Genomic DNA, 26,599 nt, shown 5'->3' on the forward strand with positions numbered 1-26,599 from the left:
ATAATTTCCCCCCTGTTGCCGATACCATTAGTCCTCAGTCAATATATGAAGGAACATGTATGTACTTCGTTCGACCTGAAGTTCGCCCGCTTATTTTTCTGTCGCTCTTCCCTCTTGCTTTCTCTCAGGCTGCTGAAAAGCCCACATTGACAGGCGGCGGTACGAATCCCTTATCCATAGTCAGAATTCACGATCGTGTGAATTATATGGTGTCTCTTAACTTCAGCAACGGAAAGACAGCTCAGCAATGGCGTTCTGTTGACTGTAAACAGGGGAAGGCACAGCTTCTGTACATGGATTTATTGAATGACCAGGGCTATACCTCCACGCGCTCATACGGCAACAGCTATCTGCGATATGCACCGGCACAGGATGATAAGCAAATGACACCGGAGGATATCCGTACGGTTTGTCAGCTCCCCATAAAAGAGGTCAGGTGGGAAAAGTTATCCGCCACGTCAGAGGTTGGCATCACCAATCTGGTCGATGTGAATAGCATTCAGCGCACTGGCGACAACTTATCCGTGCGCATGGGGTATGACATGGCAGATATCGTCTGGGAGCCGCCTTACGACGCGCCGCTGGTATTGAAGATTGAACACTACATATACAACTGCAAGACCCATCAGGGTAAGGCTGTTACAGCGATGAACTTTGACAGCGAGGGGCGCGTGACGGACTCACTCATAACGGCTGACATTGTTCGCCGCCAAAGTAGCTTTGAAATCACCTCTCAGATGACGCAGCGCTTCGGGGAGTTCTGCGATTTACCCTCCGGGAAACAATTTACTGCCGAAGGGCATTTTGTGCCTGCCGCGAATAAGCGGGCGTCAACGGTGATGGGACCATCAATGCCCGACCTGAGCAATAATAATCCGCAGTGGCTGAAAAAATATCCTCTTACTGCTGCCATTGAGCATCAGGCTCAGTCATTGATTAAACCCTGGGCGCTTCCACGCTTCAAACAGGTTCGTTATACCGAAGTCAGCGCGCTCGCTAAGGTCGCCGTGCAGTTGGATGCGCAACCCGATGGTTACGTACGCAAGCTGGAAGATTACGGTATCTGGACGGTGCAACGGGTAACGCTGGCCAATCTGCTACAACTTAAATACACCATGTCCATTAGCTCTGGGGCATCGTTGCTCAATAAATTACAGACGGATCTGCGCTTCCCGCTAGTCACAGGGCAACGTTATCAGGCGCAGTGGGAAAGTATTGACGCCGATAAGAAAGTCACGGCTTCCACATTACGATGTGAAGTGACAAACGAGGGCGATGCAAATACCCTTTCGCCGGTGTTCGGCGGGAAATATCTGTTAGTTGAGTGCAGTGCAACCAATGAGGGACAAGTGTCCAGCAGTGACAAACTCGCCTGGATCCAGGAGCTTAATATCTTCGTTCCAATCGCTATGCAGGTCGGTGATAAGCCTGAAACCCCGGTGAAACTGGAAAATGTCAGTGTGATCCGTTAATTAGCAGGCAGGCAAGCTGATTAACGCTTTGTGCCTGCCATATCCCTTTAATTTCTGTGAATGGAATCAGGCAACGAACAGCTTGCCTGGGGTTTTTATTCTATTATTTTCAATGATTTATCTCGCTGGGTGTGCCCTTATCAATAATGTGACGAGCGGCAATTTCAAAATATAACCCGTCCCACAGCTATGCATGGAATGTCTCTGTAGCGTCCAAACGGGAACCTTCTAATGAAAGAAAGGTGTCCGCAGAGGACCTTATTTTAAGGCGGAATTGCCAGCCATCATGATGAATAAAAGAATTACTTACTTTTATATAAATTAGATGAACCAACCCGATTCCAGACGAGCTAGTTCATATTTCCGGCTACTGCAGAGTCTTTAAGGCGTGAGGAACTTCGGCATTCCGCACAAAGCAGACTTTCCAGCCAACTGACTCGACTGTTCTTTGCCAGGAGCGGACGTTAAAAAATTATGTAGATACAGTTAATTTATAAGTTAAAATAGCCGTGCACGGTAAGACTGTTATCATCTTCTGTTAGATAAAAAAATATAATCATGAATAAAAGTTATTATTTCGAAAGTAAGTATAAAAAATGGTCCATTACAGCCGTGGTATGCATCATTATGGGCGGATGGTTCTGGTATATGTTGTGGGCATCAAGTATCTCCCATAATACCATTTTAAGAAAATCGGTGCCTGAATGGACAACGTACATTTCTTTTGGCGTATTGATTGGAAGCTTCTCTTTTATTCACGCTTTTTATCTTCGCACTTTTAACAAAACAATAAAGTATCTTTGTAATGCATTCTTTGGCGGTTTTTGCCTGGGATTTGTATTGAGCTTAAACTGTTACGATGTCTATGTTTATCTCTTCCCAGACAAAATAATTGGCTATAAATCTGAATATGAGGTTGTCTTCCCAGGACCATCGAGGGGCAAGCATGGGCATTGTGAAGCAGGGATCTGGTTAAAAGATCAGAACACCGCAAGATGGATACAGCTTTGTACAAATAAAGAATTTCTACGCAGCCACCGTAAGCAAGGAATGACAGGAGTATGGGTATCAGCTCGTGTTAATAAAATTGGGACCTACATCGTTAAATACGAATTCATTTATATGTAAATGAAATAATCTGAATATATTACAATCGCTAAGGTCGCCATTTTTCTGTGTCTGTGAAAATGAATGATAGCCAACGTCTGCTTCTCGCTCACAGCGGACATTAAGCCCGATATGGCAGGTTTGTTCAATCTGCAGATATTTATTAATAAGAATGAGCAGAACTAATTATATGCACATGTCGCTCATTATTGACTGGAAGCAAACCATAGGGTCAGCAGACTAAAACGCAGTGAATTTTTAGTTATTGCTCATATCGGTGCATCATCAGCATTACTCTTTGAACAGCTATGATTGTTACGTGCCGGATGATCAAACTCCCTCAGCTCCGGAAACCAAGCCCCACACATTGACCTCAATCGCATACGTGGACTTTGAAAATTTTCACAAGTGAACCAGGCTTAAGTCTCTAATCAGAGGAAGCCATAGATGCCCTATAAATCCCGAAACTCCCTGCCAGATAGCGTCAGACATGTTCTTCCTGCACATGCGCAGGATATTTACCTTGCTGCTTTTAACAGCGCGTGGGATGAGTATAAAGATAAAAAAGACCGTAAGGATGACAGCTCGCGGGAAGAAGTGTCACATAAAGTGGCCTGGGCTGCGGTCAAGCATACGTACGAAAAAGGCAGCGACGATAAATGGCATAAAAAGAAATCCTGAGCAGGCCCTCGGTTCCATGCAAGGCTGGTACAACCCAGCCTGAGTTCACCTGTAAAGCCCCCCCTTCATGGAGACTGATTTGTCATTAACCAACCGGACTCAATATCGCGACCTTAAACGTTCTTTCCTCTCTGCCGTTCCGCTGGGTATTGGCGTGATGGCATCAGTGGATGAGATCATATTTCATCAGCTGCTGGCCTGGCATCACTTCTTTGACTGGGGCACTCCCGCCTATGGTCTATTTTCCGATGGGTTACTACATTCTGCCGAACTCATCGCCTTTGTAGCGGGCGCCTTCATGATGCTTAACCTCATCCGTGACCAGAGCCTGTGCAGACTGTCTGCATGGTCCGGTTTCTGTACGGGTCTGGGAGGTTTTCAGATTTTCGACGGCATTGTCGACCACAAGCTACTCAGACTTCATCAGATACGGTATGTGGATGATTTGTTGACCTACGACCTGGTGTGGAATGGCGCGGGACTGCTGATGCTGTTAGCTGGCTGGCTTCTGTACCGACGTGCACGAAGAACGGAGGGTGCCCCTTGGAGGAGATGATCCATCATGGCCCACCCCCGGGTTCCTCTGTGCTGGTCTTGTTGCTTACCCTCTTCCCACTGTGTCTGCTATGCCTCTATGCCATAGCCGCCTTTCGCAGGCGTGAGGCATCAGGATGGAGCGGCTGGCGCATGGCGAGTTTCACTGCGGGCATCATGCTTATTGTGATAGCCGTGCTGCCGCCGGTCGCGCCCTGGGCACATCATGATCTGCGCGGTCATATGTTTCAGCATCTGTTGCTGGGGATGTTTGGCCCGCTCGGATTAGTGTTCGGTGCACCCGGCACGCTGCTAATCCTAAGTCTGACGAAATCGGGTGCACACCGGTTCATGAATATTATGCGGTTGCCACCGATCAGACTGCTTATTCATCCCGTCACCGCAGCCATTCTGGATATCGGCGGAATGTATCTGCTTTACCTCACGCCTTTATTTAGTCTGAGCATGTCCCATCCAGTTTTATTTGTACTAATGCATCTGCATTTTGTTCTGTCTGGCTATTTGTTTACCTGGTCCATTGCCGGGCCCGATCCGGCACCTCATCGTCCCTCAAGAAGTTTGCGACTGGTGGTCGTTTTTCTGGCAACAGCGGCGCATGCTGTTCTTGGCAAATTGATGTACGGATACGGATATCCACAGGGGATGTCTGGCAGCCTGAATGAGGTACAGTCTGCGGCACAATGGATGTACTACGGCGGTGATCTGGCTGAACTCTTGCTGGTGACAGGTTTCTTTGCAGCCTGGTTCAGGCAGCGCAGTGTATTGCCTGATTTCATGGCAACCAGAGTTGCGCGTGCGCGCAAAGAAGAGTGACGTTTTATTTCTTTTTTTCTGGGTCAAAATCCCTATATATCGCACTGAGTCGCTCTCTGAACACCACCGGATCGTGCTCCCGACGGATGCGCGCGACAGACTGTTTAGAACGATCTTTAACGGCTTTTCTGTCGCTGATGATCTGCAAAATGTGGGCTTTCAGCTGACTAACGATGGCGCTTCTCAATACCGTTTTGTCGCTGAGCGCTCCTACCGTCAGCTCCGACATACTGTTCAGGGGGCAGCGGATAAGCCAGCCGGCATTTTCCGGATTGATTTCCGGCAAGGCTCTGACGTTAGTCGTAATCACCGGGCAGCCGCAGGCCTGCATTTCCAGAACGGAAAAACCGTAGGTCTCCTGCCAGGTGGGAAGAAGCCCAACGTCAGAGGTCTTAATCATCTCCAGCACCGCGTCGTTGCTGAGCGATGTATGGTGCCGGAATATCGGGCATTCACGTAGCGTGTTCTCTATGCTTGCCCGAAAAGCGGCATCGTCCTGAAATTCCTGGTGGGCCACGTTATGCGTCCTGCCAGGATCCCCCACCATATTTACGCGCACGTCGTTCATGCTTATCATGTTTTCCCTTAACAGCTGGCTAACGGCCAGAACAACTTCTGCCCCTCCCTTGCGATAGAACTCCTTACCCACGAAGATAAAAGTCAGCGGACCTTCCTGAACCGTAGCGTTTTTTTCCTGTATCACCGGCTGCGGGGGGTGCAGTACGTGCAGTTTAGGCCCGATGATGGCCTGCTCTCTGGGGAAATGCTCCAGCAGCCGCAGCTGGATTTGCCGTGTGGCTTCTGAGATAGCGATGATGCCTTTGCAGCGCGAAGAGCAAACATACCGGAGTTCGCGCGCCAGCTCGGGGTTGTCAAATTTCACTATTCCACCGACGGGCAGAACACGAGGCAGTTCGGTTTCAAAGGTCGCTACCCAGTCGCCAGGGCCCGAAGAGACTTCGTTAAAAAGGTGGATAATGTCCGCATCAACTGAAGACATCAGGGGCAGCGGGCGGAAAATAAAGAGTTTATTTTGGTGCAGCAAGCGCTGCCGTATGACGTTGATCCAGGTCCAGATGTTTCTGGACCGGTAATCCAGATAGCGATGTGAAGGGTCAGTGATGATGTTTCTCTTTTCCGGGTAGCCCTTCCCCCCCACGATAATCTTCATCCTTCCCCCTGCTGGCGAGTGTGAAAAAAATCAGTTTCAGAATTAATCAACAACCATTGAGTTTGTAAGGACGTGCAAGTGCTTGCGCGTTTTAAAAGCGGACGTGGCGTTGAGTAATGAACAAGACGTCCAAGGCCCCTCCACGCTGTTTCGAGAAGGTGCGCGGAGTCAGGTGCAGGGCTGCACATAAATGGCGCTGGCTGACATTCCGATATGCTTAATTATGCGCGGGCCCACCAGAGAAAGGCGTGTAACTGCAGGCATTTACTGACATTCCGGAAAACTTCGGGAGAGAAAGTACCACCGAAAATTTAAAATTCAGGTGGCTATATCGACTGCCATTAATGCCTGAAAACCCGGATCGGCCGGAGCACCCAAATCTAATGCTGCTATTTAGATTACGAGTGCCCTCGGTGCTACGGGCTGGAAGGCCAGGCATGTGGTAATGATTGGACCAGGAAGGGTATTGACGGACTGATTGCCCGCAAGGCGATAAACCCCGATTTCTCCTTCAGCAGGGATATGCCAATGTTTCTGTACCTGATGGCAAAAATACTCTGTCAGGTATCCTGACAGCTTATCTCCTGACGCTGCGGCCCAGATGCTGGGCCGGCTGAACAGTTAGCTGCAGCGGCAGCCATCGTGAAGCGGTTAGAACTCCTGACGAGTCGGGCGAAGCACGATTTCATTAATGTCTACATCCGCAGGCTGTTCAATCGCAAACGCAATGGCCCGCGCTACCGATGAGGCAGGGATAGCCTGTTTGTAGAACGCCAGAACATTTTCGGCGGCCGTGCCGGTTGTGGCGTATTTTAAATCACTCTCCACCGCACCGGGTTCAATACAGGTGACGCGGATGTTGCCGCCTATCTCCTGACGCAGACCATCCGATATGGCTCTGACCGCAAATTTCGTTCCGGAGTACACCGTGCCTCCAGGCGCAAAGACTTTGATGCCCGCCACTGAACTCAGGTTAATGATATGTCCACTCTCCTGAGCCTGAAAGCGCGGCAGCGCAGCGGCGATACCATAAAGTGTCCCTTTCAGGTTGACGTCGATCATGGCATCCCATTCGTCAGTATTCACTTCAGACATAGGGCGGATCGGCATCAGACCCGCGTTATTAATCAGCACGTCCAGCTGGCCAAAATCGCTGACCACCTCTGCGACGACGGCTTCAAACTGGTGCTTATCGATAACATCCAGCTGATAACCGCGGGCGACATGACCGCCGTCGGTAATCTCCTGTACAACCTGATCCGTTTTTGACTGTCTACGTGCCGCAACGGCGATTTTTGCGCCCCGCATCGCCAGCAGTCGAGCAACTTCAGCACCAATACCCGAATTACCACCGGTGATAAGAATGACTTTGCCTTCGATACCGTTATTCATGGGTATTCTCCTTCATTGCTGACGTTGCGGGTGGGTAAACTGGATAATCAGTAAAACCTTCCTCAGAACCACCGTAGAGACGGGCGGCATTTAGCGCGTTAAGCGGCCAGCCGTTGGCAATCCGTGCCGGTAAGTCAGGGTTCGCCACAAAGGGTCTGCCAAACGCAATCAGATCGGCATAATTGCTGCGGATCATTTTTTCTGCACGCTCTGCCGTGTAACGTCCGGCATAAATGATGCGACCACTGAACACACGGCGTATCTCACGTCGGAAGGCCTCTGGCATATCCGGTGCGTTGTCCCAGTCCGCTTCAGCAATTGAAACGTAGGCAACGCCTGCGCTTTCGAGGACTTTCACCGCTTCCACGTAGGTCGTATGCGGATCGCTCTCCACCAGACCGATATAAACGCGATCTTCGTCGGTACTGGTAAATAATGGGGTGAATCGCACACCGAGGCGATTGGCACCGACAGCCGCGCTGACAGCTTGCACAATTTCACGCAGGAACCGCAGACGGTTTTCGAGTGAGCCGCCGTAAGCATCCTGACGATGATTGGCATGTTCAGAAATAAACTGGTTCACCAGGTAGCCGTTGGCCGCATGGATTTCCACACCATCAAAGCCGGCACGAATCGCGTTTCTGGCAGCCTGAACGTAAAGCTCAACCAATTCCTGAATGTCCGCGATTCCCAGTTCACGCGGCGCGGAGGGTGAAACGAGAGTTCCGGTCCCTGGCCCAGTTTCAATAAATGCCTTAACTTTTTCAGCCTGAATGGCCGACGGTGCCAGCGGTGCGCCATTTTCAGGCTGCAGTGACGTATGGGAAACGCGGCCAACGTGCCAGAGCTGGGCGAATATCACACCTCCGCTGGCGTGCACGGCATCCGTGACTTTTTGCCATCCCTCAATCTGCGCTTCGCTGTAAATGCCCGGTGTCCAGGCATAACCCTGACCGCGCGGTTCAATCTGAGTTCCTTCGCTGACCATAAAGCCCGCGCCGGCACGTTGCTGATAATATTCTGCCATCAGGCCGGTTGGCAGATCGCCAGGCTGGCCGCTGCGCTGGCGCGTCAGTGGAGGGAATACAATCCGGTTTTTCAGGGTATAGGGACCGAGGTTTATCGGATGAAACAGCGCTTCATGTTGCATTTCTATTCTCCAGTATCTCTGCAAAAAAATCACATTAGACCGGTCGACTAGTAATAACGTAACCCTAGGCCGATCGGCTATTTTCATCTCTTCAATCAACCAACAATGAGATCAGTCGACTAGTAAATACATCCGGAAATTTCCCCGTGATGAAGATTTTCAGCTCAGGTGATATAGCCCACCCGCTAGATTCCAACACTGATACCTCATGCTTACTTGTAAATTTCCGCCGTGCCGTAAAGATAATTGCGACCGCCGGCAGAAACCACGCGATAGGATCCGGCACCTTCGGCTGTCGCTTTCGCATCGAGTCGGTTTATCAGTTCACTCAGATTGCTTCCGGCAGCCGAGGCTGAGATAACGCCGATACGTTGCTCGCCAGCAGGTTGATCCTGAACCTGATTAGCGGCAAATGCAGGTAATGAAGCGGTAGAGATGGCGAACAGTGCAACAGCTTTAGTCATGATTTTCATGATATTTTCCTTTCAGTCAGTAAAGTGATTTGAGTAGTAGAGAGAATTTTTTGGCCGGGACCGCTTAGTGGCTCCGGCGTTAAGTTACGAACATTTAGTGCGACAAACTCTGTGCTGCCTTTTCAATCACGGCAGCAATCTTACCGGGCTGTGAGGCATAGATTGCGTGGTTACCCTTCAGTTCGGTCACCTTGCTGCCGGCACGCTCGGCCATAAAACGTTCCAGCTGCGGGTTGATGGCGCGGTCTTCCGTCGCTACCACAGCCCAGCTCGGCTTATGCTTCCACGCCGGTTCGCCAGCTGTCGCACTGAAGGCCGCCACCGCGGGCATGACCTGAGACTGTGCCAGCAGCGCGGTCTCTTTTTCCGGCAGATCGGCGGCAAAGTCCGCGTGGAACGACTCAGGTTTCAGATAGAGGAAATGATCGTCCGTTTCAGCAATCGAATGCGCGGCGGGCGGGTATTTTTTTGCCAGGCTCAGCAGAGAATCCCCTTTTTCCGGCTGCATCGCCGCAATGTAGACCAGCCCTGCTACCGACGGGTCATTACCCGCATCGCTGATAATCATGCCGCCGTAGCTGTGTCCGACCAGCAGCGTTTTGCCGCTCTGCATTTTCAGTACGCGTTTTGTTGCGGCCACGTCGTCTGCCAGGGAGGTTTGCGGCTCCTGAACAATCGACACCTTGTAGCCCTCTTTATGCAGAATGCGGGCGATCGGGTTCCAGCCGGAGCCATCAACGAAAGCCCCGTGGACCAGAACGATATTTTTAACCGGCTCGGCCAGCGATGACTGAGCATAGACAGACAGAACCAGGCTTAAAGCGGCTGAAGCGACAGTTTTTTTGAACATTTTTTTATCTCTCTTTCATAAACAGGTTGAGTTTGCTGTACCGGGTGCTGAGAGAGTTGCTGGGCAATCCCCCGCAGCCGGCCGGAGTCATATCACTGTGCCAGCTGTTTGATCAGCTGCGCTGCGGTTGCTGCTGATGAGGTCGGGTTCTGACCGGTGATCAAAAGACCATCCGTGACCACATATGAGCTCCAGTCCGCGCCTTTGGAATAAATACCGCCCTTCGCAATCAGCTCATCCTCGACCAGGAATGGCACCACGTGGGTCAGGCCTACCGCCTCTTCTTCAGTGTTCGTGAAGCCGGTGACCTTGCGTCCTTCGACCAGCGGTCTGCCTTCCGGCGTTTTCACGTGACGCAGTACGCCAGGTGCATGGCAGACGAACGCCACGTTTTTTGAAGCGGCAAAGAAAGATTCAATCAGCGCGATGGAATCCTTATCTTCCGCCAGGTCCCACAGCGGACCGTGGCCACCCGGATAAAACACGGTGTCGAAATCGGCCTGAGACACACTGTCGAGGCGGACGGTGGTCGCCAGCTGCGCCATGGCGTCAGTATCGGCTTCAAAGCGGTGCGTAAGCTCGGTCTGGAAGTCCGGCTCATTGCTTTTTGGATCCAGTGGTGGGTTACCCCCCTTCGGTGAGGCCAGCACGATTTCCGCACCGGCGTCCTTAAAGGCGTAGTAAGGAGCGGCCAGCTCTTCGAGCCAGAAGCCGGTTTTACGGCCGGTGTTGCCCAGCGTGTCGTGTGAGGTCAGTACCATTAAAACTTTCATTGTCATTCTCCAGTATGTCGATAAGTGATATTCAATTAGACCAGTCGTCTATTAACTTGCTGCATTTCCTGCCTTGGTGCTGACGGTTGCTTTGCTTAAACCTGATGGCTATGCAATTGCCAACGATTTTAAGCAACCTCGTTTGCCCTGACAGTTGCCGTGAAACCAAACTAACATCAATTAGACCGGTCGTCTACAAAGATTGTATGTCATGTTCAGAATTCTTTTTAAAACAATTATGACTTAGAACGGCTTCGATATTTTCACAGTGACATCAAACCATTGCGCAAGCCGGTTTTACAGAAGAAACGTCATTGTCGCAGACTCAGTCCAGCTCTTTTGCCCAGACAGCCTGCGCATTCGTGAATTCGCGCAACCCGAAGTGGGACAGCTCACGGCCGTAACCACTTTTTTTCACGCCACCGACAGGAATGCGGGCATTTGTGGCAGAAAAACCGTTAATGAACACGCCGCCCGTTTCCAGACGCCGGGCCATCCGCTGTCCACGCTGAATATCCGCCGTCCAGAGGTTACCACCCAGACCGTAGTCGCTGGTGTTTGCCAGTTCAATGGCGTGCTCAGCATTATCCGCAACCGTGATAGCCGCAACGGGACCAAAGGTTTCCTCGTCAAAAGCGGCCATACCTGGTACCACGTTACCCAGCACCGTAGGCGCGTAGAAATTACCGCTTCCTTCCAGTTTGTGTCCGCCCAGCAGGAGCGTTGCCCCGGCTTCCAGCGTACGCTCAACCTGATGATGAAGCTCATCGCGCAGATCCTTTCTGGCCATTGGGCCAACGCGGGTCTGAGGATCCATCGGATCACCCACTTTCAGCTGGCTAACCGCAGCGATAAATTTTTGCGTAAACGCCTCCGCAATGGGCGCTTCCAGGATAAACCGTTTTGCCGCCAGGCAGACCTGACCTGCGTTCTGGAAGCGGGCTTCAACGGCGGCACGCACTGCCTGATCGATATCCGCATCAGCAAGAACAATAAAAGCATCTGAACCGCCCAGCTCAAGCAGACTCTTTTTCAGCGCTCTGCCCGCAATAGCCGCTACGGCAGATCCTGCTCGCATGCTTCCCGTCAGGGTTACTGCGGCGACACGGTCATCTTCAATGACGCGCGCCACCGTATCATTGTCCGTCACCAGGTTGGTAAACAGGCCAGCAGGAAAACCTGCGCTTTCATAAGCATCCTGCAGGGCATAGGCCGATCCCATGACGTTGGGAGCATGCTTGAGAATAAAGCCGTTGCCGGAGAGCATGATGGGGCCGGATGCGCGGATAACCTGCCACAGCGGGAAGTTCCACGGCATCACCGCCAGGATTGATCCCACCGGTAAATAGGAGACATAAACCTGGTCGCCGTTATCGACGGACACCGGTTCGTCAGCCAGCACTGATGGGCCGTTGTCTGCAATCCAGTCTAAAGTGGCCGCGCATTTCTCGACTTCCGCGCGGGCTGCTGAGAAGGTTTTGCCCATCTCAGCGGTGATCAACCCGGCCAGTAAATCAGTGCGTTCGCGCAGAATCTGCGACAGACGGCGGTAAGCCGTAACTCGTTCGCGTAAAGGGGTGGCGCGCCACAGGCGAAACGCGGCCGCATTCTGTTCTAGCAGCGCTTCCACTTCTTCTGTGGTCTGGTAGGCATAATTAGCAATGAATTCATCGGTCGCCGGATTGCGTGATACCGCAAAGGTGATGTCAGATGAAACTGGATTAGCAGATTGAGATGTCATTTTGAAGCCTCCTGAGTGATGGGTGCAGCATGATTGTGCTGCCTGAAATCCATCTTAAGTGCGCCCAAAAATCTCAGGAAGGCGTGTTGTTATCCTATTACTGATGGTCACTGGCAACATGTCTGGGAATGTAGGTTACCAGTGAAAGATCGGGCCTGCCCTCTGGCGTCAGAGCGACATAGGTGAATTCAATGTGTCCTGAGGTGGGATGTGCCAGCCTTTTATTCCCCTCACTCATGCCCAGCACGTCGGTATCCTGCCACCACTCCCGAAATTCAGGTGACTGCTCGCTCAGTTCATCGATCAGGGCGTCGAAATGCGCTTTATTCTGCGCCCGCGCCCGCGATGCACGGAATACGGAAATCATTCCGCGCGCCATCTGCTCCCAGTCCAGAATCAGCGTCCGATAAGGCTGGTAGAGAAACAGCAGGCGCAGTGTATTTCGTTCATGCGGCTGCAATGAACTGTAATCAATGAAAAGGTCGGCGATGGCGTCATTCCACGCGAGAATATCCAGACGCGCATTGCGCACGTATGCAGGGATTGGATTGATGGCGCGAACCAGCATGTCGAGCCCATCGCTGACACCCATATCCACCTGACGCGGTTCCGGCTCCTCACGCGGTGAAAGGGCAAAAAGATGCGATGACTCTACGCGGTTAAGTCTGAGCACCTTTGCAATACGCTGCAGCGCTTCAGAGGAAGGCTTGATTTCACGGCCCTGTTCCAGCCAGGTGTACCAGCTGACGCTCACACCAGCCAGCATTGCTACTTCTTCACGGCGTAATCCCGGCGTGCGGCGGGTGCCCTTTGGCATGCCGAACTCTTCTGGGTCCAATCTAGCCCGGCGACTGAGAAGAAATGCACCCAGCTCGCGACGCTGCTCCTGAGTGGTCTTTTTGACCATGATGCTAAGCCCCTGAATAAGAATGTTTCGACAGCTATTTTTATATCAGCAGTTAACAGAAAAAAAGGGTTTCCTTAAATTTTTAGTCGCCATGAGATAACTTCCGCTTCGTACCAATAGCGAACGTGGGTAATTAGCGTCAGAGCTTAATAATTGGTTAAGACGAAGTGAGATATTGGCTTAAAGAATTAATGTATAAAGCTATGCAATGAAAAAATGATGAGTAACATCCCTCCAGCAATGTTTATATATTTTTTCAGCAACAGTGGATTGATTTTTTTTGTTGAGAAGACCAGTGCATGACTGAGGATAATAAGCCATAAACCCATTATCGCTATATGGACAGAAGCTAAGGTCAAGTAATTTTCCACCCCTCCAAACTTTCCCGCAAAATGAGAAACCACCGTCAAATAAAAAATAATTGCTTTGGGATTTAAAACATTAGCTAACCAGGCTTCCCTTATCGTAACTGAATACATTTTTTTTGACTGATGGTGCTGTGCATTAAAACCACTCAAGATGAGCATACATCCCAACCAAAGGAGATATAAGGTTCCTGCAATTTTAAGCACACTATAAATTGCTGGCGATGACACAATAACTGCGGTTATACCTAATCCGATAAGAAGCGCATGGGTGTAGATACCTAATGCTGTACCGACGAGGGTTTTGTAAAGACCTTTGCGCCCACCTGCCAGAGCGCTACCCATAACGAGTGTGAAGCTTGCGCCCGGAGAAAGTGCAACAGGTAGTAGTGCTGGCATAAAGCCCAGAAGATTAATATCCATAAGCTTATAAGAGTATGCGACATCTCGCTCAACCGCTACTTTGAGCTGCAGAATTAAAGAATAAATCTATGAGGTGTTTACTGAGTGGCTTATAGGTTCGCTCATCGCGATCATTGCCCCATAAGTTAGGCCACTTTGCGCCAAAGGAGACGTGACTGGAGACATGAAACGTCACCTATGATGATTAATATATAGCATAGGTCACTGTAACTGCCCGTAATACCAGCGTTCGCCTGAAAACCAGTCATCCGGGTCATCACCACCATAGTAATCAAGTGTAATACCTAATTCCTGCAAACCATCCGGGAGAGTCAGCCCCCATTCCCTGGCGAGACTACGTTCTTTGAGTAGTACTGATGAGCCATTTTCAGAGCTACCTTCTGTGATGAAGCTTTGAAAGTATTCTTCAGAACGAAATAAACATACTTCACTGGTAAACATATCCGGAAGGCAAATTACGGCAGTAATTCGAGGCGTATTACCAAAATCTGCTGTGGCGAGTATCAAGTTAGAACAAGCATTAATCATGGCTTGTGCACACTCTGCCTTAGTTTTCTGTTTGCTGTATTTTCCTTGTATAAGATTGATTTCTACTGGAATCTTGTAATTCCAGTAGTGCTCGCTCATTGAAAAAACTGCGCGATCTGGATTGAGAAAGGTTTTGGCCCAACGGTTGAGTGATTTAATACGACGAGGAATGTTTCGTATTTTTGTACGATTATCCCTGCATAAACGCCTGCTCATATATTTAACTTCCTGCTTTTTTAATTAGCATAGTTATGATGAATAATTACTATTCTTTCGATTTAGTTTCCAATCAATGGTTCCACTGTAATCAAACTTCCTGCTTTGCACAAGAATGCATGCTCCTCGCTCATGACTGCCCTTCAACCTTACTTGAACAATATAAGCTTCCCCAGACATTAACTTTTTCGCCAGTAAGTCTTTCTACAACCTCAATTGCGTCTGGATCACCATGGTAAGCCATGCAACATAAACAATCGCTGCCACAGTCAAAATTCATAGTTTCTGGTGTGTCGCTCATTGGTTGGCCGCAAGTCTGGCAACTGTTTACATTCACTGGAATGACATCCTGTTTAGATTTTCACTACTATTTTGCTTAACATAACACGCTAAGATTGACCTGCTCCCTATTAATTCTCACAGCATGCTTTTAGTCATATCCACTGATCGCTCAAAGCAGACAATACTTAGCGTCCGCTTTGTGCCCGAAGCAGACGCTGGTGAGTCTGCATTTAATTAATTATGAGGAGAAGGTCATTTATTACGGATAGCTACTGCTATTTGTAAGTCAGTCGTCACTTTATACTTGCTGATCGGGCGTGCCATGAAAATACGATATAACGCTTGTGATTAAATATTTAGCTAACCATACATATTCCCGGAGCAAACTGATATGCAGCGTTGTATGCTCATTATCCTGAAAAGGCAGGTAACTGATACAAGTTGCCTGCTTTCCCCTTAATAAATCTGACAGTCACTCTTCACCGGTAATGTCTGGGTACATTGTCCACTTTCGTGGATGGAGATGTCACACAACGCATCTTGTTCTTCATCAGCGCCCGACTATCCTGAGCGGAACGAAATACGTTTCAATGGTTCGGCCAGAGGCCAGCATCGGTTTGACGATCCCCTCGACGCTTGCTGTCCGTTCCGTAACTCATCAGACCATCAAGGAGCAATCATGACCAACACAGAGGATAAAGGCCTGCGACTTATATTTCCGCTCTGGACGGGGGGAAATATGCCCGAGTATCATTTTGGCGCAGAGATGCTTGCCTGGCTCGCCCCCGAAACGTTCATGCCAACCGAAAGGGTTGCCGTTACGGCTCCCGACACCAGTACAGAGAACGAAAATGGAATCCGGGGGCGTCATCATCTGATGAGCGATCTGGATAACGCGTCGGCACTTATCCGTAAACATAGCCCCGACCGTATCGCAGTACTCGGCGGTGACTGTCTGATTGATCTTGAGCCTTTTGCCTGGCTCAGCAACCGCTGGGGGGAACGACTTGGCATTCTGTGGGTTGATACGCATCCTGATGTCATGACGCCCGCTCAATATGAAAATGCACATGCGCACGTTCTTGGAGCGCTCATGGGCAATGGCGATCCAGAATTAACCGCTCGCGTGTCTCACCCTGTCAGCGCCAGCCGGGTGATGATTGCCGGCATTCACAGCCCATCAGATTACGAGGCTGACTTCATCAAAAATAACGGTATCCAGACCTGCACTCCGGATGAGATACGCACAGGCAGCAGTAAAATCACTGACTGGATACGCAAAGAGAACATCACGCATCTTGCTATTCACTTTGATCTGGACGTGCTGGATGCACATCAGTTTCGTGCCGTGATGTTTGCGCGCCCTGACGACGAGCCGGGAAAATGGGATGCCACAGCTAAAGGAAAATTGACCCTGAAAGAGGCTGCTGACGTTATCAGGCAGGCTGAAAAGGCAGCCGATGTTGTTGGCCTCGGTATTGCTGAACACCTCCCCTGGGATGCCCTGAATCTGAAGGAAATGCTGTCCGACCTGCCTCTTTTAAGAAGATAAAAAAAGGTCTGACGTTAATTACCGTCAGACCTGGATTGAACAGCGTAGTCCGCGGCGTTTACCGCGAAATATCCCTAACGCCGCGCGTTTTTAACCACCTGCGACTGCCACATATACAGAATGAGCACGCTGAATGCCATAAGGGCAGCGCCTGCATAGAAATCTGCCGGCACTCCGGCCATATCCACTACAACCCCTCCCGCCGACGAGCCTGCGGCAATTGCCGCCTGAGCAACAAACGTAAACATGGCTGAGCCGGCCTCGGTATTATCTTCCGAGACCGTTCTGTTCGCCATATTAAGGCAGAGCGGCATGGCTCCCCACGCGGCGCCCCAGACCAGCACAGCCCCGATAGCCACGGCAGCGCTGTTTGTCAGCCCAAGAGAAACCACCGCGCACAACATAAGTACTGTTGCTGTCGCCATTGCCGTCCGCAGCTTTTTCTCAACAAAAGCCGAAGCGACAAAATTAGAAAAGAAGCCTGCAACTCCAAAGCCAAGCAGGCTCCAGGTCACCACGGCAGAATTAATTCCAATCTCACTCAGGATGGGGGCCAGGTAGGTATAGGTCCCGAAATGCGTGCCAAACAGCAGAGCAATAAGCAGGATGGTCTTGCGGGCCGGTTTCTGCCGCACGAAGCGGAGCAGCTCGATTGGACGAAGCCGCTCACCGGCGGGCACGCGGGGCAGAAATATCATCTGCATAACCAGTGCAGCCGCCGCCAGCGCTGAGGCGGCGAGAAAGGCCACACGCCATGAGAAGAGCCCGCCAATAAAGGTCCCGAGTGGCACACCCAGTATCATTGCGGTTGTCACGCCGGCAAAGACCGCCGCAACAGCCCGGGCGCATCCTCACTTTTAACGAGTTTTCCGGCTACGGCCAGCGAAAGTGCCCAGAATGCCCCCAGGCTGATCCCAGTCATAGCGCGGGCAATCAGCATAACGGTAAACGACGGAGCCCAGGAAGAAAGGATGGCGGAGCCGAGAAGTACCAGCGTCAGAGCCAACATCAGGATTTTTCTGTCCGTCCTGCCTGCGGCCATCATAATCCCCGGCGCGGCAAGTGCTGCAAACAGTCCAGGCAGGGTCATCATCAGGCCCGCCTGTCCGGAAGAAATTCCAAAGGTGCTGGCTACGTCAGGCAGTAAGCCGACAGGCAAAAACTCTGTCGTAACGGATGCGAAGGATCCCAGGGCAAGTGAAATCACGCCCAGCCATAGCCCTCCTTTTTTGTCCGATGTTTCAACGGAGTTTTGGTGATGCGAACGCATTTTTCTGTTTCCCCTTTATCTTTCTCGTGTCCGAAGCGATACAGACAGCTGTTTATTTATCCGGCTATACACTCGTATAAACGACGTTCCTGCGCTGAACTGACAAGCATTCCGGCAGCGGTATGCAACGGATTATCAGGATCAGCGAATAAACGTCCCGGCAAGTAGCTAAATTCGATGTGCCAAAAGCCGGACGGTGCAAAGCACAGGTAAACCCACCTTTACAATAAGGCCTGGAATGCAGGGAAAAAGGGGGCAATACTGTCATCTCTGTCCATGAGTATGGATAATGATGGTTTACGGACCGAATGGAGATGAAGGGATGAATCAGTTACTGGCTATGCGCGCTTACGTGCGGGTTGTGGAAGCGTCCTCCTTCATCAGGGCGTCCGATCAGCTCGGACTGCCCCGATCTACTGTCAGCAAGTTGATTACCGACCTCGAAAAACATCTCGGCATAAAGCTTATACATCGCACAACCCGCTCTGTTGCCGTGACGCCTGAAGGACTCGAGTATTACCATCAGGCCGCTCGCCTGGTAAGCGGAGTGGATGCTGCTGACAACGCCGTCAGAAGTAAGAAAAATAAGCCGCGTGGAAATCTTCGTATTGATGCGCCGGTTTCCCTCGCGCACAGCCTTCTGATCCCTGCGCTACCGGAGTTTCATAAGGAATATCCGGATGTGACTGTATCACTGGGGGTGAGTGACAAGACGGTGAGCATTGTCGGAGACGGCGTCGACTGTGCCATCCGCGGGGGAAAACTACAGGATATGTCCATGATAGCGCGTAAGATTTTTGAACTGGACTATGTCACCTGTGCATCACCGTCATACCTTGAAAAATACGGCACCCCAGCCTCACCTGCTGATCTGAAGAATGGCCATAAAATAGTCGGCTATTTCTTTGCTTCTACAGGCCGGATGGAGCCACTTATTTTTACCAAAGGGGATGAGTCGGTTGAGATCCATGAGAGCCACTTTTCGGTTAACGAGGGGGACGGTCTTGCACAAATGATGGTGGCCGGGCTTGGCGTCGGTCAGCATCTCCGCCGCTTTATGCAGCAGGATATTGATGCCGGACGGCTTGTCCCCCTGCTCACGGACTGGGGGCATCCAAAACTTCCGTTTCACGTCATTTATCCGCCGAACCAGCATCAGAGTGCCAGACTTCGGGTCTTTATAAACTGGCTGTCAGCAAAGTTCCGGCTTACATAACGCCTGTCAGCGCCACATATTGTCCATAAAAATGGACAGTGTTACCATGGTTACCCTCTTTTTCTTATCTCAGCGCCAGCTATCGAAGTTCTGGGGTTAATCTTAGATCATTAAGCAGGTACTTCATAAATGTCGGGCTGTAAGACTTGCTATATGTCTGCTTTTCGCTCATAGCGGACATTAACAAAATCTATATGCGTCATATATTTTTATTCTAAAAAGCACGCCGCCAGATTCAGTTGGATTACAGCGCTTCAACAACCTCAAATTCTTCTGCAACAAGCTCCATATCTTCAGAGTAAAAACCTGCTCTGATAAAAAAAGCTTTATGCTCTGCTCTCCAGTATTCAAGGCTCAAATCCCCTTCACCTTCTTTACGCGCAAACTCCTCAGTAACGTCTGAAAAAGGCACCAGACGCAACGACAGCATTCTAATGACGCAGACCGGATCGCCCTGCCCGTTGAGAATAATGTGATAACTCCCTATTTTGGGGGCGGATGCTTCTGCCTGGTATGCGACCAGAGAGCCGCATGATGCGGTTTTAATCCCTTTTTTAACTAAATCTGCAAGTTCGTTAGCCATATCTGGATTGTCTCCAAATGACCACGCCTGAGCTCCCAGATATTTCGCCTTCAGGTCATCAATTATACTCATCATAAAATCCTTCTAAGCAATAACGTGTTGATTAAATATTGCGTTCACAGTCCGCGCTTCAGATAAGATCGGTATTCACTCATTTACCTATATCTTCAAGCTGCGAATATTTTTCAAGCAACTGTGGCGCATCGTCAAGGCTCATCGCGAACATCCAGATATAGGTCATGACGGAGTAAATGTGGCCAGCGTCGGTCCCGCCGCTGGCATTTACCTGTAAACCTGCCGTTGGTTTTAGTGAAATGACCGGCTTCCGGTACCGGTCACGACTGGGGATACCCTGACCCGATAGGCAATAACCATTGCCGCAACCAGCATTATGCATCCCGCGGTGAGGAATACTCCGGTGATGCCGCTTATGCCATAAACCAGTCCCCCAATAGCGGCACCGATGGCAATTGAGGATTGAACGGCGGCTACCACCATTCCTCCTGCACTCTCAGCCTCATCGGGTAAAGCACGCGCTACCCAGCTGGACCAGGCTACCGGCACGCCGCCAAATGCAAAGCCCCACAACATAACCAGCAGAGTAAGTCCTGTCAGTGATACCGGCAGGGTTAACAGAGCGAGTGCAGCCGCCCCTACTAACGTGGGCATCACGATCAGCGTCAGGCGTAAGCTTCGTTCCATCAACCATCCTGCCGCTAGCGTCCCAACAAAATTAGCCAGTCCAAATCCCAGCAAAATTAGCGCAAGTGTTTCACTTCCAACATGCGCGAGCGTTTCAAGTGCCGGACGTATGTAGGTAAAAAGCGCATACTGCCCGGTGTGTGCCAGCACGCAGCCCAGCATCCCCACGCTAACGCCAGGCCGCTGCAGAAGAGAATAAACCGATGCTGTTTTACCCCGAACAACCGGCGCCATACCGGGAAGCGTGAACCACTGAAAAATTAAGGTGATTGCCCCGACTGCAGCGGCGACAAAAAAGGCACTACGCCAGCCAAAAAGGCCGCCAATGTAGCTTCCCAGAGGGACAGCCACAACGGTGCCTAACGCGATACCACTAAAAATAATCGACAGTGCGCGCGGTACTAACCTCTCAGGCACCAGTCGCATTGCCACCGCCGCCGCCATGCTCCAGAATCCACCGAGAGCGATCCCCAGCAAGACGCGCATCGCCAGCAACATAACGATGCTTGTGGATAGCGCCACCAGCACATTTGAAACGATCATCAACACCGTAAAACTCAACAATATGGTGCGCCGATTCATCGCACGCGTCAGGCGCGGGACCATTAACCCGGCAAATAACGCAATTAACGCCGTAATCGTGACGGCCTGACCTGTAAGTGATTCTGACACCTGAAAATTCTGCGCCATGGGCGTTAATAAACTCGCCGGCAAGTATTCTGCGGTTAGCAAGCCAAATACGCCCATGGTTAACGAAAACACCGCCCGCCAGGCGGGCCGAATTTGCTCATCACGGTCTAAGACTTCCTCGTGCGCATTCACACAGACTTCGTTTGTCATTCCCGTTTTCCTTCTCAATAGCTTTAAAGGTCGAAGTCTATGCAGACGGGCGTGGATGATCTATGCTCTAAAACCCTCAGTTTTTAACCCAAAACCCGAATATGAACGCGACCAATCCCTTTGCCCTCTCGTCTGAACTCATCAGTGAACTGCTTGCAGGTCTGCGGCTACATGGCGTGCAGTATCGGCGTATACAGACTGGCAATACCTTTGGTTTGAACTTTGCCAGTCGGCCTGGTCACGCTTATTTGCACTATGTTGCCGTGGGAGATGTGCTGCTTAGAACCCCAGGTGGCCGTTGTCTTACGCTTTCAGCGGGTGAAGCGGTCTTTATTCCACACGGCATAGAGCACCAGCTGTTGTCGGCAACCACCGTTGAAGTGATGAATATCGATGATTTAGAGACAGCACCACTGGATGACAACGTGAGTGGACTTGATAGCTGTCCCAGCACCCAAGAGACGCCCAGTGCGGTGATGTTTTTTGGTTGCATGGAGATCAATTTAGGCAGCATGCAGCGGCTAGCAGGGGCGATGCCTGAAATTATGCTTGCCGATGCACAGGGCACTCACTGGCCTGGACTCATGCATATACTTGATGCGATGAAACGCGAGATATGCTCCGGACGCGTGGGCTATGCCGGCATCCTTGCCAGGTTGGCCGATGTCGTTGCCGCGATGTTTATCAGGGGTTGGGTGGAAAACGGTTGTGATAACAGCTCAGGACTGGCAGCGGCCCTGCGTGATCCGCGTTTGGCCCGCGCCATTCTGGCCATTCATCGCGAACCGGCTCGGGATTGGAGTGTGGCACAGCTCGCCGCTGAATCGCATATCTCCCGATCCGCATTCGCGGAGAGGTTTCAGGCAACAATCGGTATACCTCCCCTGCGATATGCAACGGAAGTGCGCATGCAACTGGCTATCCGCTGGTTGTCGTCAGAAAAAATCACCATCGACGCTGCATCACAACGCTTAGGTTACTCCTCGCAAGCCGCATTCAGTCGGGCATTTAAACGCGTGACAGGCAAGTCTCCTGGAACACTGCGTATTCCGAGCTGAGGCATTTCAGGTCGGATTTTTATTCAGCGCTTATAGTGATATTTAATATTGGGCATCATTATGACCTGAATAAAATGCCTGATTTCACGCATTAATTAAATTGAGCAAATGCATCACTGTCCTGGAGGGATTATTGCGTTGCCAGGCAAAAGCGATATCGGTGAACAGAGTGTTATTCTCTATTTCACAAAACGTGATGTGTGGGTTGTTCACGCAGCACATTGACTGTGGCACCAGCGCGATTCCGCAACCTGCGCCCACCATGCCGAGAGACGATGTAATCTGTGGCGCCTGAATAAATCGTGTCGTTATGAACCCCGCACGCAGACACGTGCTGACGATCAGCTCATAGAGGCTGGGAGCGACTTCACGCGGAAACATAATCAATGTTTCATCCACCAGCTGTGATAACGCAATGGTGTGCAGATGGCTACATGCATGACCCACAGGTAACGCAACCATCATTCTCTCAGTAGCGATAACCTTCAGGTTGAACGCTTTGCTGCTTTCACACGGCAGGCGAATAAACGCCGCATCGAGCAATCCATCCCGCAAATCCTGCATCAGTAAAGCCATGTTCTCTTCACGCGTGATGAGCTCCATCGCCGGATAACGTGTTTTAAAACGGTGAATAAGATCAAACACCGGTGCACCGAAGGCGACTGAACTGGCGAACCCCAGCGACATCTGCCCGCTTATGCCCCGCGCCATGCCTCGGGCTTTCTCGAGCGCATGGTCAGCCAGCTGCACAATCTCTGCGGCATCATTCAGGAATGCCCTGCCCGCGTCGGTAAGTTCAACACCGCGCGTCAAACGTTTCAGTAACGGTGTCCCAATCTCGTGTTCCAGCCGCTGGATTTGCTGGCTCAGCGGCGGCTGAGAAATGCCCAACATCGCTGCGGCACGAGTGAAATGTAGCGTCTCAGCAACGGCTACAAAATAACGCAGATGGCGAAGTTCCATATCAAATACGTCTCAAAGTTAACAGGTTTCGCTATTGGATTCCGTAGGCCAAAAAGCCCACCATGATATTAACACGGCTTAACTATTGGTTTGCGAGGTGGCAAATGTGTAATTTTGTATCTGACTGTTCATGCGAGGAACAGCTGAAAGAGACCGTCTTAAAACTCAATGATGATTCACCAGAAAAGGTTATCTATCAGACCTCCCTGATGAGCGCGCTGCTGAGTGGTGTTTATGACGGATCCACCACGGTGTCGGACTTATTAAACAAAGGCGATTTTGGTCTGGGTACGTTCAACCAGCTTGATGGCGAACTTATCGCCTTCGACAGCAAAGTCTATCAGTTACGCTCCGATGGCAGCGCCAATCCTGCCAAACCCGAGCAACAAACGCCGTTTGCAGTAATGACCTTTTTCAAACCTGAACATCATCACCGCTTTAGCGGAACCGCGACGCGAGAAGAGGTTCACCGGGTTATCGACAGTAAAATCACTTCAGACAATCAGTTCTGCGCCATGCGCATCAGTGGCCGATTCCAGTCGGTTCAGACTCGTACCGTTCCCTGTCAGTGCCGCCCTTATCGCTCGATGCCTGAGGTGCTGGGCGATCAGCCAACCTTTGCATTCAAACAGACCCCGGGTGAACTGATTGGCTTCCGAACGCCGCAGTACATGCAGGGGATTAATGTGGCCGGTTATCACGAGCACTTTATTACTGATGACCGGCAAGGCGGCGGACACATCCTCGACTATGTGCTCGAGGAGGGAACGCTGACCTTTGGCGCGATTAGCAAGCTGGTGATTGATCTCCCCCGGGATACCGAATTCCTCCAGGCAGAGCTCAATCCTCACAATCTTGATGAAGCCATTCGGGCCGTTGAAAGCTAACCGTAGAGGTCACTATGAAAACGTTAAAAACCAACACTATCTGGAACAGCGGCGCCGATTTAGTTGTCGCACAACTTGAAGCGCAGGGGGTTAATCACGTGTTTGGCATCCCCGGTGCCAAGATCGATAAAGTGTTTGATTCGCTGGTGGATTCACCCATTCAACTGGTCCCTGTCAGACATGAAGCTAACGCTGCCTTTATGGCCGCAGCAGTAGGCCGACTCACAGGGCATGCAGGTGTTGCACTCGTGACCTCCGGACCCGGCTGTTCGAACCTGGTTACCGGCATGGCAACCGCCACCAGCGAAGGCGATCCGGTGGTGGCCATTGGCGGAGCGGTAAAACGATCGGATAGCGCCAAACAGGTTCACCAAAGCCTGGATACCGTTTCGATGTTTCGCCCGGTCACTAAATATGCTGTTGAGGTCACCTCTCCTTCCGCACTGACTGAATGTGTCTCCAATGCATTTCGTCATGCTGAAAACGGACGCGGCGGCGGCACATTTATCAGCCTGCCACAGGATATTGTCGACCAGCCTGTGTCCGGCAGCCCTTTGCACAGCAATGGACACATCAAGCTGGGCGCCGCACCCGATGCCCTGATTGAGGCGGTCAGCCAGGAGATCACTCGGGCAAAAAATCCGGTCATTCTGCTGGGCCTGATGGCCAGTCAGCCAGAAAACAGTGCTGCGATTCATGAATTACTGTCGAAAAGCCAGATCCCGGTAACCAGTACTTACCAGGCCGCAGGTGCCGTCAGACAGGAGAACTTCTCACGGTTTGCCGGACGTGTTGGACTATTTAACAACCAGGCCGGAGACCGTCTATTACAGCAGGCAGACCTGATCATCACTATCGGGTACAGCCCGGTTGAGTATGAGCCGGCAATGTGGAACAGCGGCAAAGCTTTGCTGGTCCATATTGATGTGCTGCCTGCTGATACGGATAACCTTTACCTGCCTGACGCAGAACTGGTCGGCGACATTGCCCAGACCGTAAGCAAGATTGCCACCCGCATCACCGCGCCGCTTCAGCTCAGTACCATCGCAGCTTCTGTGCTGGAAGATCGGCAGCAGCAACGGCAATTACTGGCACTGCAAGGCGCCAGCTTAAATCAGTTTGCGCTGCATCCACTGCGCATCGTGCGCGCGATGCAGGACATCATTAACGCTGACATCAGCCTTACCGTTGACATGGGAAGCTTTCACATCTGGATTGCGCGATATCTGTATAGCTTCCGCGCGCGCCAAATCATGATCTCCAATGGTCAGCAGACCATGGGCGTCGCCCTGCCCTGGGCTATCGGTGCATGGCTGGTTGATCCCTCACGCAAAATTGTATCGGTCTCCGGTGATGGCGGATTTTTACAATCAAGCATGGAACTGGAAACTGCCGTCAGGCTCAAGGCCAATATTCTGCACATCATCTGGGTCGATAACGCCTACAACATGGTTGCCATGCAGGAAGAGAAAAAGTATCAGCGCATTTCAGGTGTCAATTTTGGCCCGGTTGATTTTAAAGCCTATGCCGAAGCGTTCGGCGCTGCCGGCTTCTCAATAAACAGTGCTGCTGAACTGGAGCCAACGTTGCGCAGAGCCATGGAGGTCTGTGGCCCGGCAGTGGTCGCTATTCCGGTCGACTACAGCGATAACCCACTGCTGATGAGTCAGTTACACCTCAGTCAACTTCTCTAAATAAATATCAAGGATGCCATTATGAAAAACAGAGTCGCATTTGTGACCGGTGCCGGCCAGGGCATTGGCGCTGCCATTGCCTTACGCCTGGCAAAAGACGGCTTTGCCGTTGCCATCGCGGATTTCAATCTTGAAACAGCGCAGCATGTCGCTGATGAGATTATCCGCTCGGGGGGAAAGGCTTTGGCGCTGCAGGTTGATGTCACCCAACGCGACAAGGTATTTCACGCTGTTGAAGAGGCACGCCATGCGCTGGGCGATTTCAATGTGATTGTAAACAATGCCGGTATTGCGCCATCAACACCCATCAGCGATATCACCGAAGAGATTGTGGATAAGGTCTATAACGTCAACGTCAAGGGGGTGATTTGGGGAATGCAGGCGGCGATCAACGCTTTCGCCGCGGAGAATCACGGCGGCAAAATCATTAATGCCTGCTCTCAGGCAGGACATGTAGGCAATCCGGAACTTGCCGTATACAGTTCCAGCAAGTTTGCCGTTCGCGGGCTTACGCAGACAGCGGCCAAGGATCTTGCGCCTAAAGGCATCACGGTTAATGCCTTCTGTCCCGGGATTGTTAACACTCCCATGTGGCAATCCATCGACAAACAAATCTCAGAAGCGGCAGGTAAACCGGCCGGGTATGGTACTGAGGAGTTTGCCAAACGTATTACTCTGGGCCGCCTATCTGAGCCGGAAGATGTAGCTGCCTGCGTTGCCTTTCTGGCGGGACCCGACTCCGATTACATGACCGGGCAATCGCTATTAATCGACGGCGGTATGGTATTCAACTGATTCAGTGATCGTGCTTACCCGCACTACAATGCGGGTAAGTTATTAGCCATGAGTATTTACCTATGCATCTCATTCCATCGGAAGAACAGTTGCGCGTCTTCCTGGCTAAACGGCAGGTGACCTATTTTATCTTTGCGATT

Annotated in this window: 26 protein-coding genes and 1 pseudogene; 11 read left to right on the plus strand and 16 right to left on the minus strand. The window is 51.1% G+C overall.

All coding sequences use genetic code 11. The features are described from left to right. The first annotated feature begins 59 nt into the window (after nucleotides 1-59). From WH298_RS22055 to WH298_RS22075, 5 genes are all read left to right on the plus strand, one after another. Entirely contained in the window at nucleotides 60-1,472 is a 1,413-nt protein-coding gene (locus tag WH298_RS22055) for a hypothetical protein (RefSeq protein ID WP_180824058.1), read from the plus strand. Nucleotides 1,473-2,030: 558 nt separating this feature from the next. Next, nucleotides 2,031-2,600, plus strand: a complete 570-nt coding sequence (locus WH298_RS22060) for a hypothetical protein (protein ID WP_180824059.1) — start codon at nucleotides 2,031-2,033, stop codon at nucleotides 2,598-2,600. Nucleotides 2,601-3,026: 426 nt separating this feature from the next. Then, complete coding sequence (gene chaB, locus WH298_RS22065) at nucleotides 3,027-3,260, plus strand: putative cation transport regulator ChaB (RefSeq protein ID WP_007885055.1); 234 nt, start codon at nucleotides 3,027-3,029, stop codon at nucleotides 3,258-3,260. Between the two features lie 79 nt (nucleotides 3,261-3,339). Further along, nucleotides 3,340-3,816, plus strand: coding sequence for a DUF2243 domain-containing protein (locus WH298_RS22070; protein ID WP_180824060.1), 477 nt, complete (start codon nucleotides 3,340-3,342; stop codon nucleotides 3,814-3,816). Next, nucleotides 3,813-4,628: a cytochrome c oxidase assembly protein gene (locus tag WH298_RS22075; protein WP_255438421.1), complete on the plus strand. Its 816-nt coding sequence runs from the start codon at nucleotides 3,813-3,815 to the stop codon at nucleotides 4,626-4,628. Before WH298_RS22070 ends, WH298_RS22075 begins: the two co-directional genes overlap by 4 nt. A 4-nt stretch (nucleotides 4,629-4,632) precedes the next feature. On the opposite strand, the gene WH298_RS22080 is transcribed toward WH298_RS22075, so the two are convergent. From WH298_RS22080 to WH298_RS22125, 10 genes are all read right to left on the minus strand, one after another. Further along, nucleotides 4,633-5,799 (minus strand): glycosyltransferase family 4 protein, encoded by a 1,167-nt coding sequence (locus WH298_RS22080; RefSeq protein ID WP_180824062.1) that lies wholly within the window; start codon nucleotides 5,797-5,799, stop codon nucleotides 4,633-4,635. 651 nt (nucleotides 5,800-6,450) lie between these two features. Then, a complete protein-coding gene (locus WH298_RS22085; RefSeq protein WP_180824063.1) occupies nucleotides 6,451-7,191 on the minus strand; it encodes an SDR family oxidoreductase in 741 nt (246 codons plus the stop codon). Then, complete coding sequence (locus WH298_RS22090; protein WP_180824064.1) at nucleotides 7,184-8,341, minus strand: alkene reductase; 1,158 nt, start codon at nucleotides 8,339-8,341, stop codon at nucleotides 7,184-7,186. Before WH298_RS22090 ends, WH298_RS22085 begins: the two co-directional genes overlap by 8 nt. A gap of 212 nt (nucleotides 8,342-8,553) precedes the next feature. Then, a complete protein-coding gene (gene bhsA / locus WH298_RS22095) occupies nucleotides 8,554-8,814 on the minus strand; it encodes a multiple stress resistance protein BhsA (RefSeq protein ID WP_007885066.1) in 261 nt (86 codons plus the stop codon). Between the two features lie 94 nt (nucleotides 8,815-8,908). Then, nucleotides 8,909-9,664 carry an alpha/beta hydrolase gene (locus WH298_RS22100; RefSeq protein ID WP_007885067.1) on the minus strand — a complete coding sequence of 252 codons (756 nt, stop codon included), beginning with the start codon at nucleotides 9,662-9,664 and terminating at the stop codon, nucleotides 8,909-8,911. Between the two features lie 92 nt (nucleotides 9,665-9,756). After that, nucleotides 9,757-10,437, minus strand: a complete 681-nt coding sequence (locus WH298_RS22105; RefSeq protein ID WP_176971830.1) for a type 1 glutamine amidotransferase domain-containing protein — start codon at nucleotides 10,435-10,437, stop codon at nucleotides 9,757-9,759. 325 nt (nucleotides 10,438-10,762) lie between these two features. Beyond that, complete coding sequence (locus tag WH298_RS22110) at nucleotides 10,763-12,178, minus strand: NAD-dependent succinate-semialdehyde dehydrogenase (protein ID WP_180824065.1); 1,416 nt, start codon at nucleotides 12,176-12,178, stop codon at nucleotides 10,763-10,765. Nucleotides 12,179-12,275: 97 nt separating this feature from the next. Continuing rightward, on the minus strand, nucleotides 12,276-13,085 hold the full coding sequence (locus tag WH298_RS22115) for a helix-turn-helix transcriptional regulator (protein ID WP_180824066.1): 810 nt from the start codon (nucleotides 13,083-13,085) through the stop codon (nucleotides 12,276-12,278). Between the two features lie 188 nt (nucleotides 13,086-13,273). Continuing rightward, nucleotides 13,274-13,873, minus strand: a complete 600-nt coding sequence (locus tag WH298_RS22120) for a LysE family translocator (protein ID WP_180824067.1) — start codon at nucleotides 13,871-13,873, stop codon at nucleotides 13,274-13,276. A gap of 201 nt (nucleotides 13,874-14,074) precedes the next feature. Continuing rightward, nucleotides 14,075-14,617: a DUF3916 domain-containing protein gene (locus WH298_RS22125; protein ID WP_180824068.1), complete on the minus strand. Its 543-nt coding sequence runs from the start codon at nucleotides 14,615-14,617 to the stop codon at nucleotides 14,075-14,077. Between the two features lie 961 nt (nucleotides 14,618-15,578). Here WH298_RS22125 and WH298_RS22130 point away from each other — a divergent pair. Beyond that, entirely contained in the window at nucleotides 15,579-16,451 is an 873-nt protein-coding gene (locus WH298_RS22130; protein ID WP_180824069.1) for an arginase family protein, read from the plus strand. 74 nt (nucleotides 16,452-16,525) lie between these two features. Here WH298_RS22130 and WH298_RS22135 read toward each other — a convergent pair whose 3' ends face one another. Both WH298_RS22135 and WH298_RS22140 read right to left on the minus strand, forming a co-directional pair. Further along, a complete protein-coding gene (locus tag WH298_RS22135) occupies nucleotides 16,526-17,242 on the minus strand; it encodes an MFS transporter (RefSeq protein ID WP_339541598.1) in 717 nt (238 codons plus the stop codon). Nucleotides 17,243-17,262: 20 nt separating this feature from the next. Beyond that, nucleotides 17,263-17,721, minus strand: coding sequence for an MFS transporter (locus tag WH298_RS22140; RefSeq protein WP_180824071.1), 459 nt, complete (start codon nucleotides 17,719-17,721; stop codon nucleotides 17,263-17,265). A gap of 322 nt (nucleotides 17,722-18,043) precedes the next feature. On the opposite strand from WH298_RS22140, the gene WH298_RS22145 reads away from it, so the two are divergent. Beyond that, nucleotides 18,044-18,937, plus strand: a complete 894-nt coding sequence (locus WH298_RS22145; protein ID WP_180824072.1) for a LysR family transcriptional regulator — start codon at nucleotides 18,044-18,046, stop codon at nucleotides 18,935-18,937. A gap of 244 nt (nucleotides 18,938-19,181) precedes the next feature. On the opposite strand, the gene WH298_RS22150 is transcribed toward WH298_RS22145, so the two are convergent. The 3 genes and pseudogenes from WH298_RS22150 to WH298_RS22155 form a co-directional block, all read right to left on the minus strand. Next, the gene (locus WH298_RS22150) at nucleotides 19,182-19,592 is read right to left on the minus strand and encodes an ASCH domain-containing protein (protein ID WP_180824073.1); all 411 of its coding nucleotides are present in this window, start codon (nucleotides 19,590-19,592) and stop codon (nucleotides 19,182-19,184) included. 79 nt (nucleotides 19,593-19,671) lie between these two features. Beyond that, nucleotides 19,672-19,794: pseudogene (locus tag WH298_RS23735) on the minus strand (ABC transporter six-transmembrane domain-containing protein); the annotation flags it as partial. Between the two features lie 32 nt (nucleotides 19,795-19,826). Beyond that, a complete protein-coding gene (locus tag WH298_RS22155; RefSeq protein ID WP_180824074.1) occupies nucleotides 19,827-21,062 on the minus strand; it encodes an MFS transporter in 1,236 nt (411 codons plus the stop codon). 101 nt (nucleotides 21,063-21,163) lie between these two features. Here WH298_RS22155 and WH298_RS22160 point away from each other — a divergent pair, with 101 nt between their 5' ends. Next, nucleotides 21,164-22,120 carry an AraC family transcriptional regulator gene (locus tag WH298_RS22160; protein ID WP_180824075.1) on the plus strand — a complete coding sequence of 319 codons (957 nt, stop codon included), beginning with the start codon at nucleotides 21,164-21,166 and terminating at the stop codon, nucleotides 22,118-22,120. A gap of 84 nt (nucleotides 22,121-22,204) precedes the next feature. Here WH298_RS22160 and WH298_RS22165 read toward each other — a convergent pair whose 3' ends face one another. Beyond that, nucleotides 22,205-23,083: a LysR family transcriptional regulator gene (locus WH298_RS22165; protein ID WP_180824076.1), complete on the minus strand. Its 879-nt coding sequence runs from the start codon at nucleotides 23,081-23,083 to the stop codon at nucleotides 22,205-22,207. A 104-nt stretch (nucleotides 23,084-23,187) separates the two neighbouring features. Here WH298_RS22165 and budA point away from each other — a divergent pair, with 104 nt between their 5' ends. Genes budA through WH298_RS22180 form a run of 3 tightly spaced genes read left to right on the plus strand, consistent with a single transcriptional unit; the run spans nucleotide 23,188 to nucleotide 26,459 of the window. Continuing rightward, nucleotides 23,188-23,970 carry an acetolactate decarboxylase gene (budA, locus tag WH298_RS22170; RefSeq protein WP_180824309.1) on the plus strand — a complete coding sequence of 261 codons (783 nt, stop codon included), beginning with the start codon at nucleotides 23,188-23,190 and terminating at the stop codon, nucleotides 23,968-23,970. A gap of 14 nt (nucleotides 23,971-23,984) precedes the next feature. After that, nucleotides 23,985-25,664 (plus strand): acetolactate synthase AlsS, encoded by a 1,680-nt coding sequence (gene alsS, locus WH298_RS22175; protein ID WP_180824077.1) that lies wholly within the window; start codon nucleotides 23,985-23,987, stop codon nucleotides 25,662-25,664. Nucleotides 25,665-25,685: 21 nt separating this feature from the next. Beyond that, nucleotides 25,686-26,459 (plus strand): (S)-acetoin forming diacetyl reductase, encoded by a 774-nt coding sequence (locus WH298_RS22180; protein ID WP_049853176.1) that lies wholly within the window; start codon nucleotides 25,686-25,688, stop codon nucleotides 26,457-26,459. Nucleotides 26,460-26,599: the final 140 nt, after the last annotated feature.

This window comes from Pantoea nemavictus (genome assembly GCF_037479095.1).
Taxonomy (GTDB): domain Bacteria; phylum Pseudomonadota; class Gammaproteobacteria; order Enterobacterales; family Enterobacteriaceae; genus Pantoea; species Pantoea nemavictus.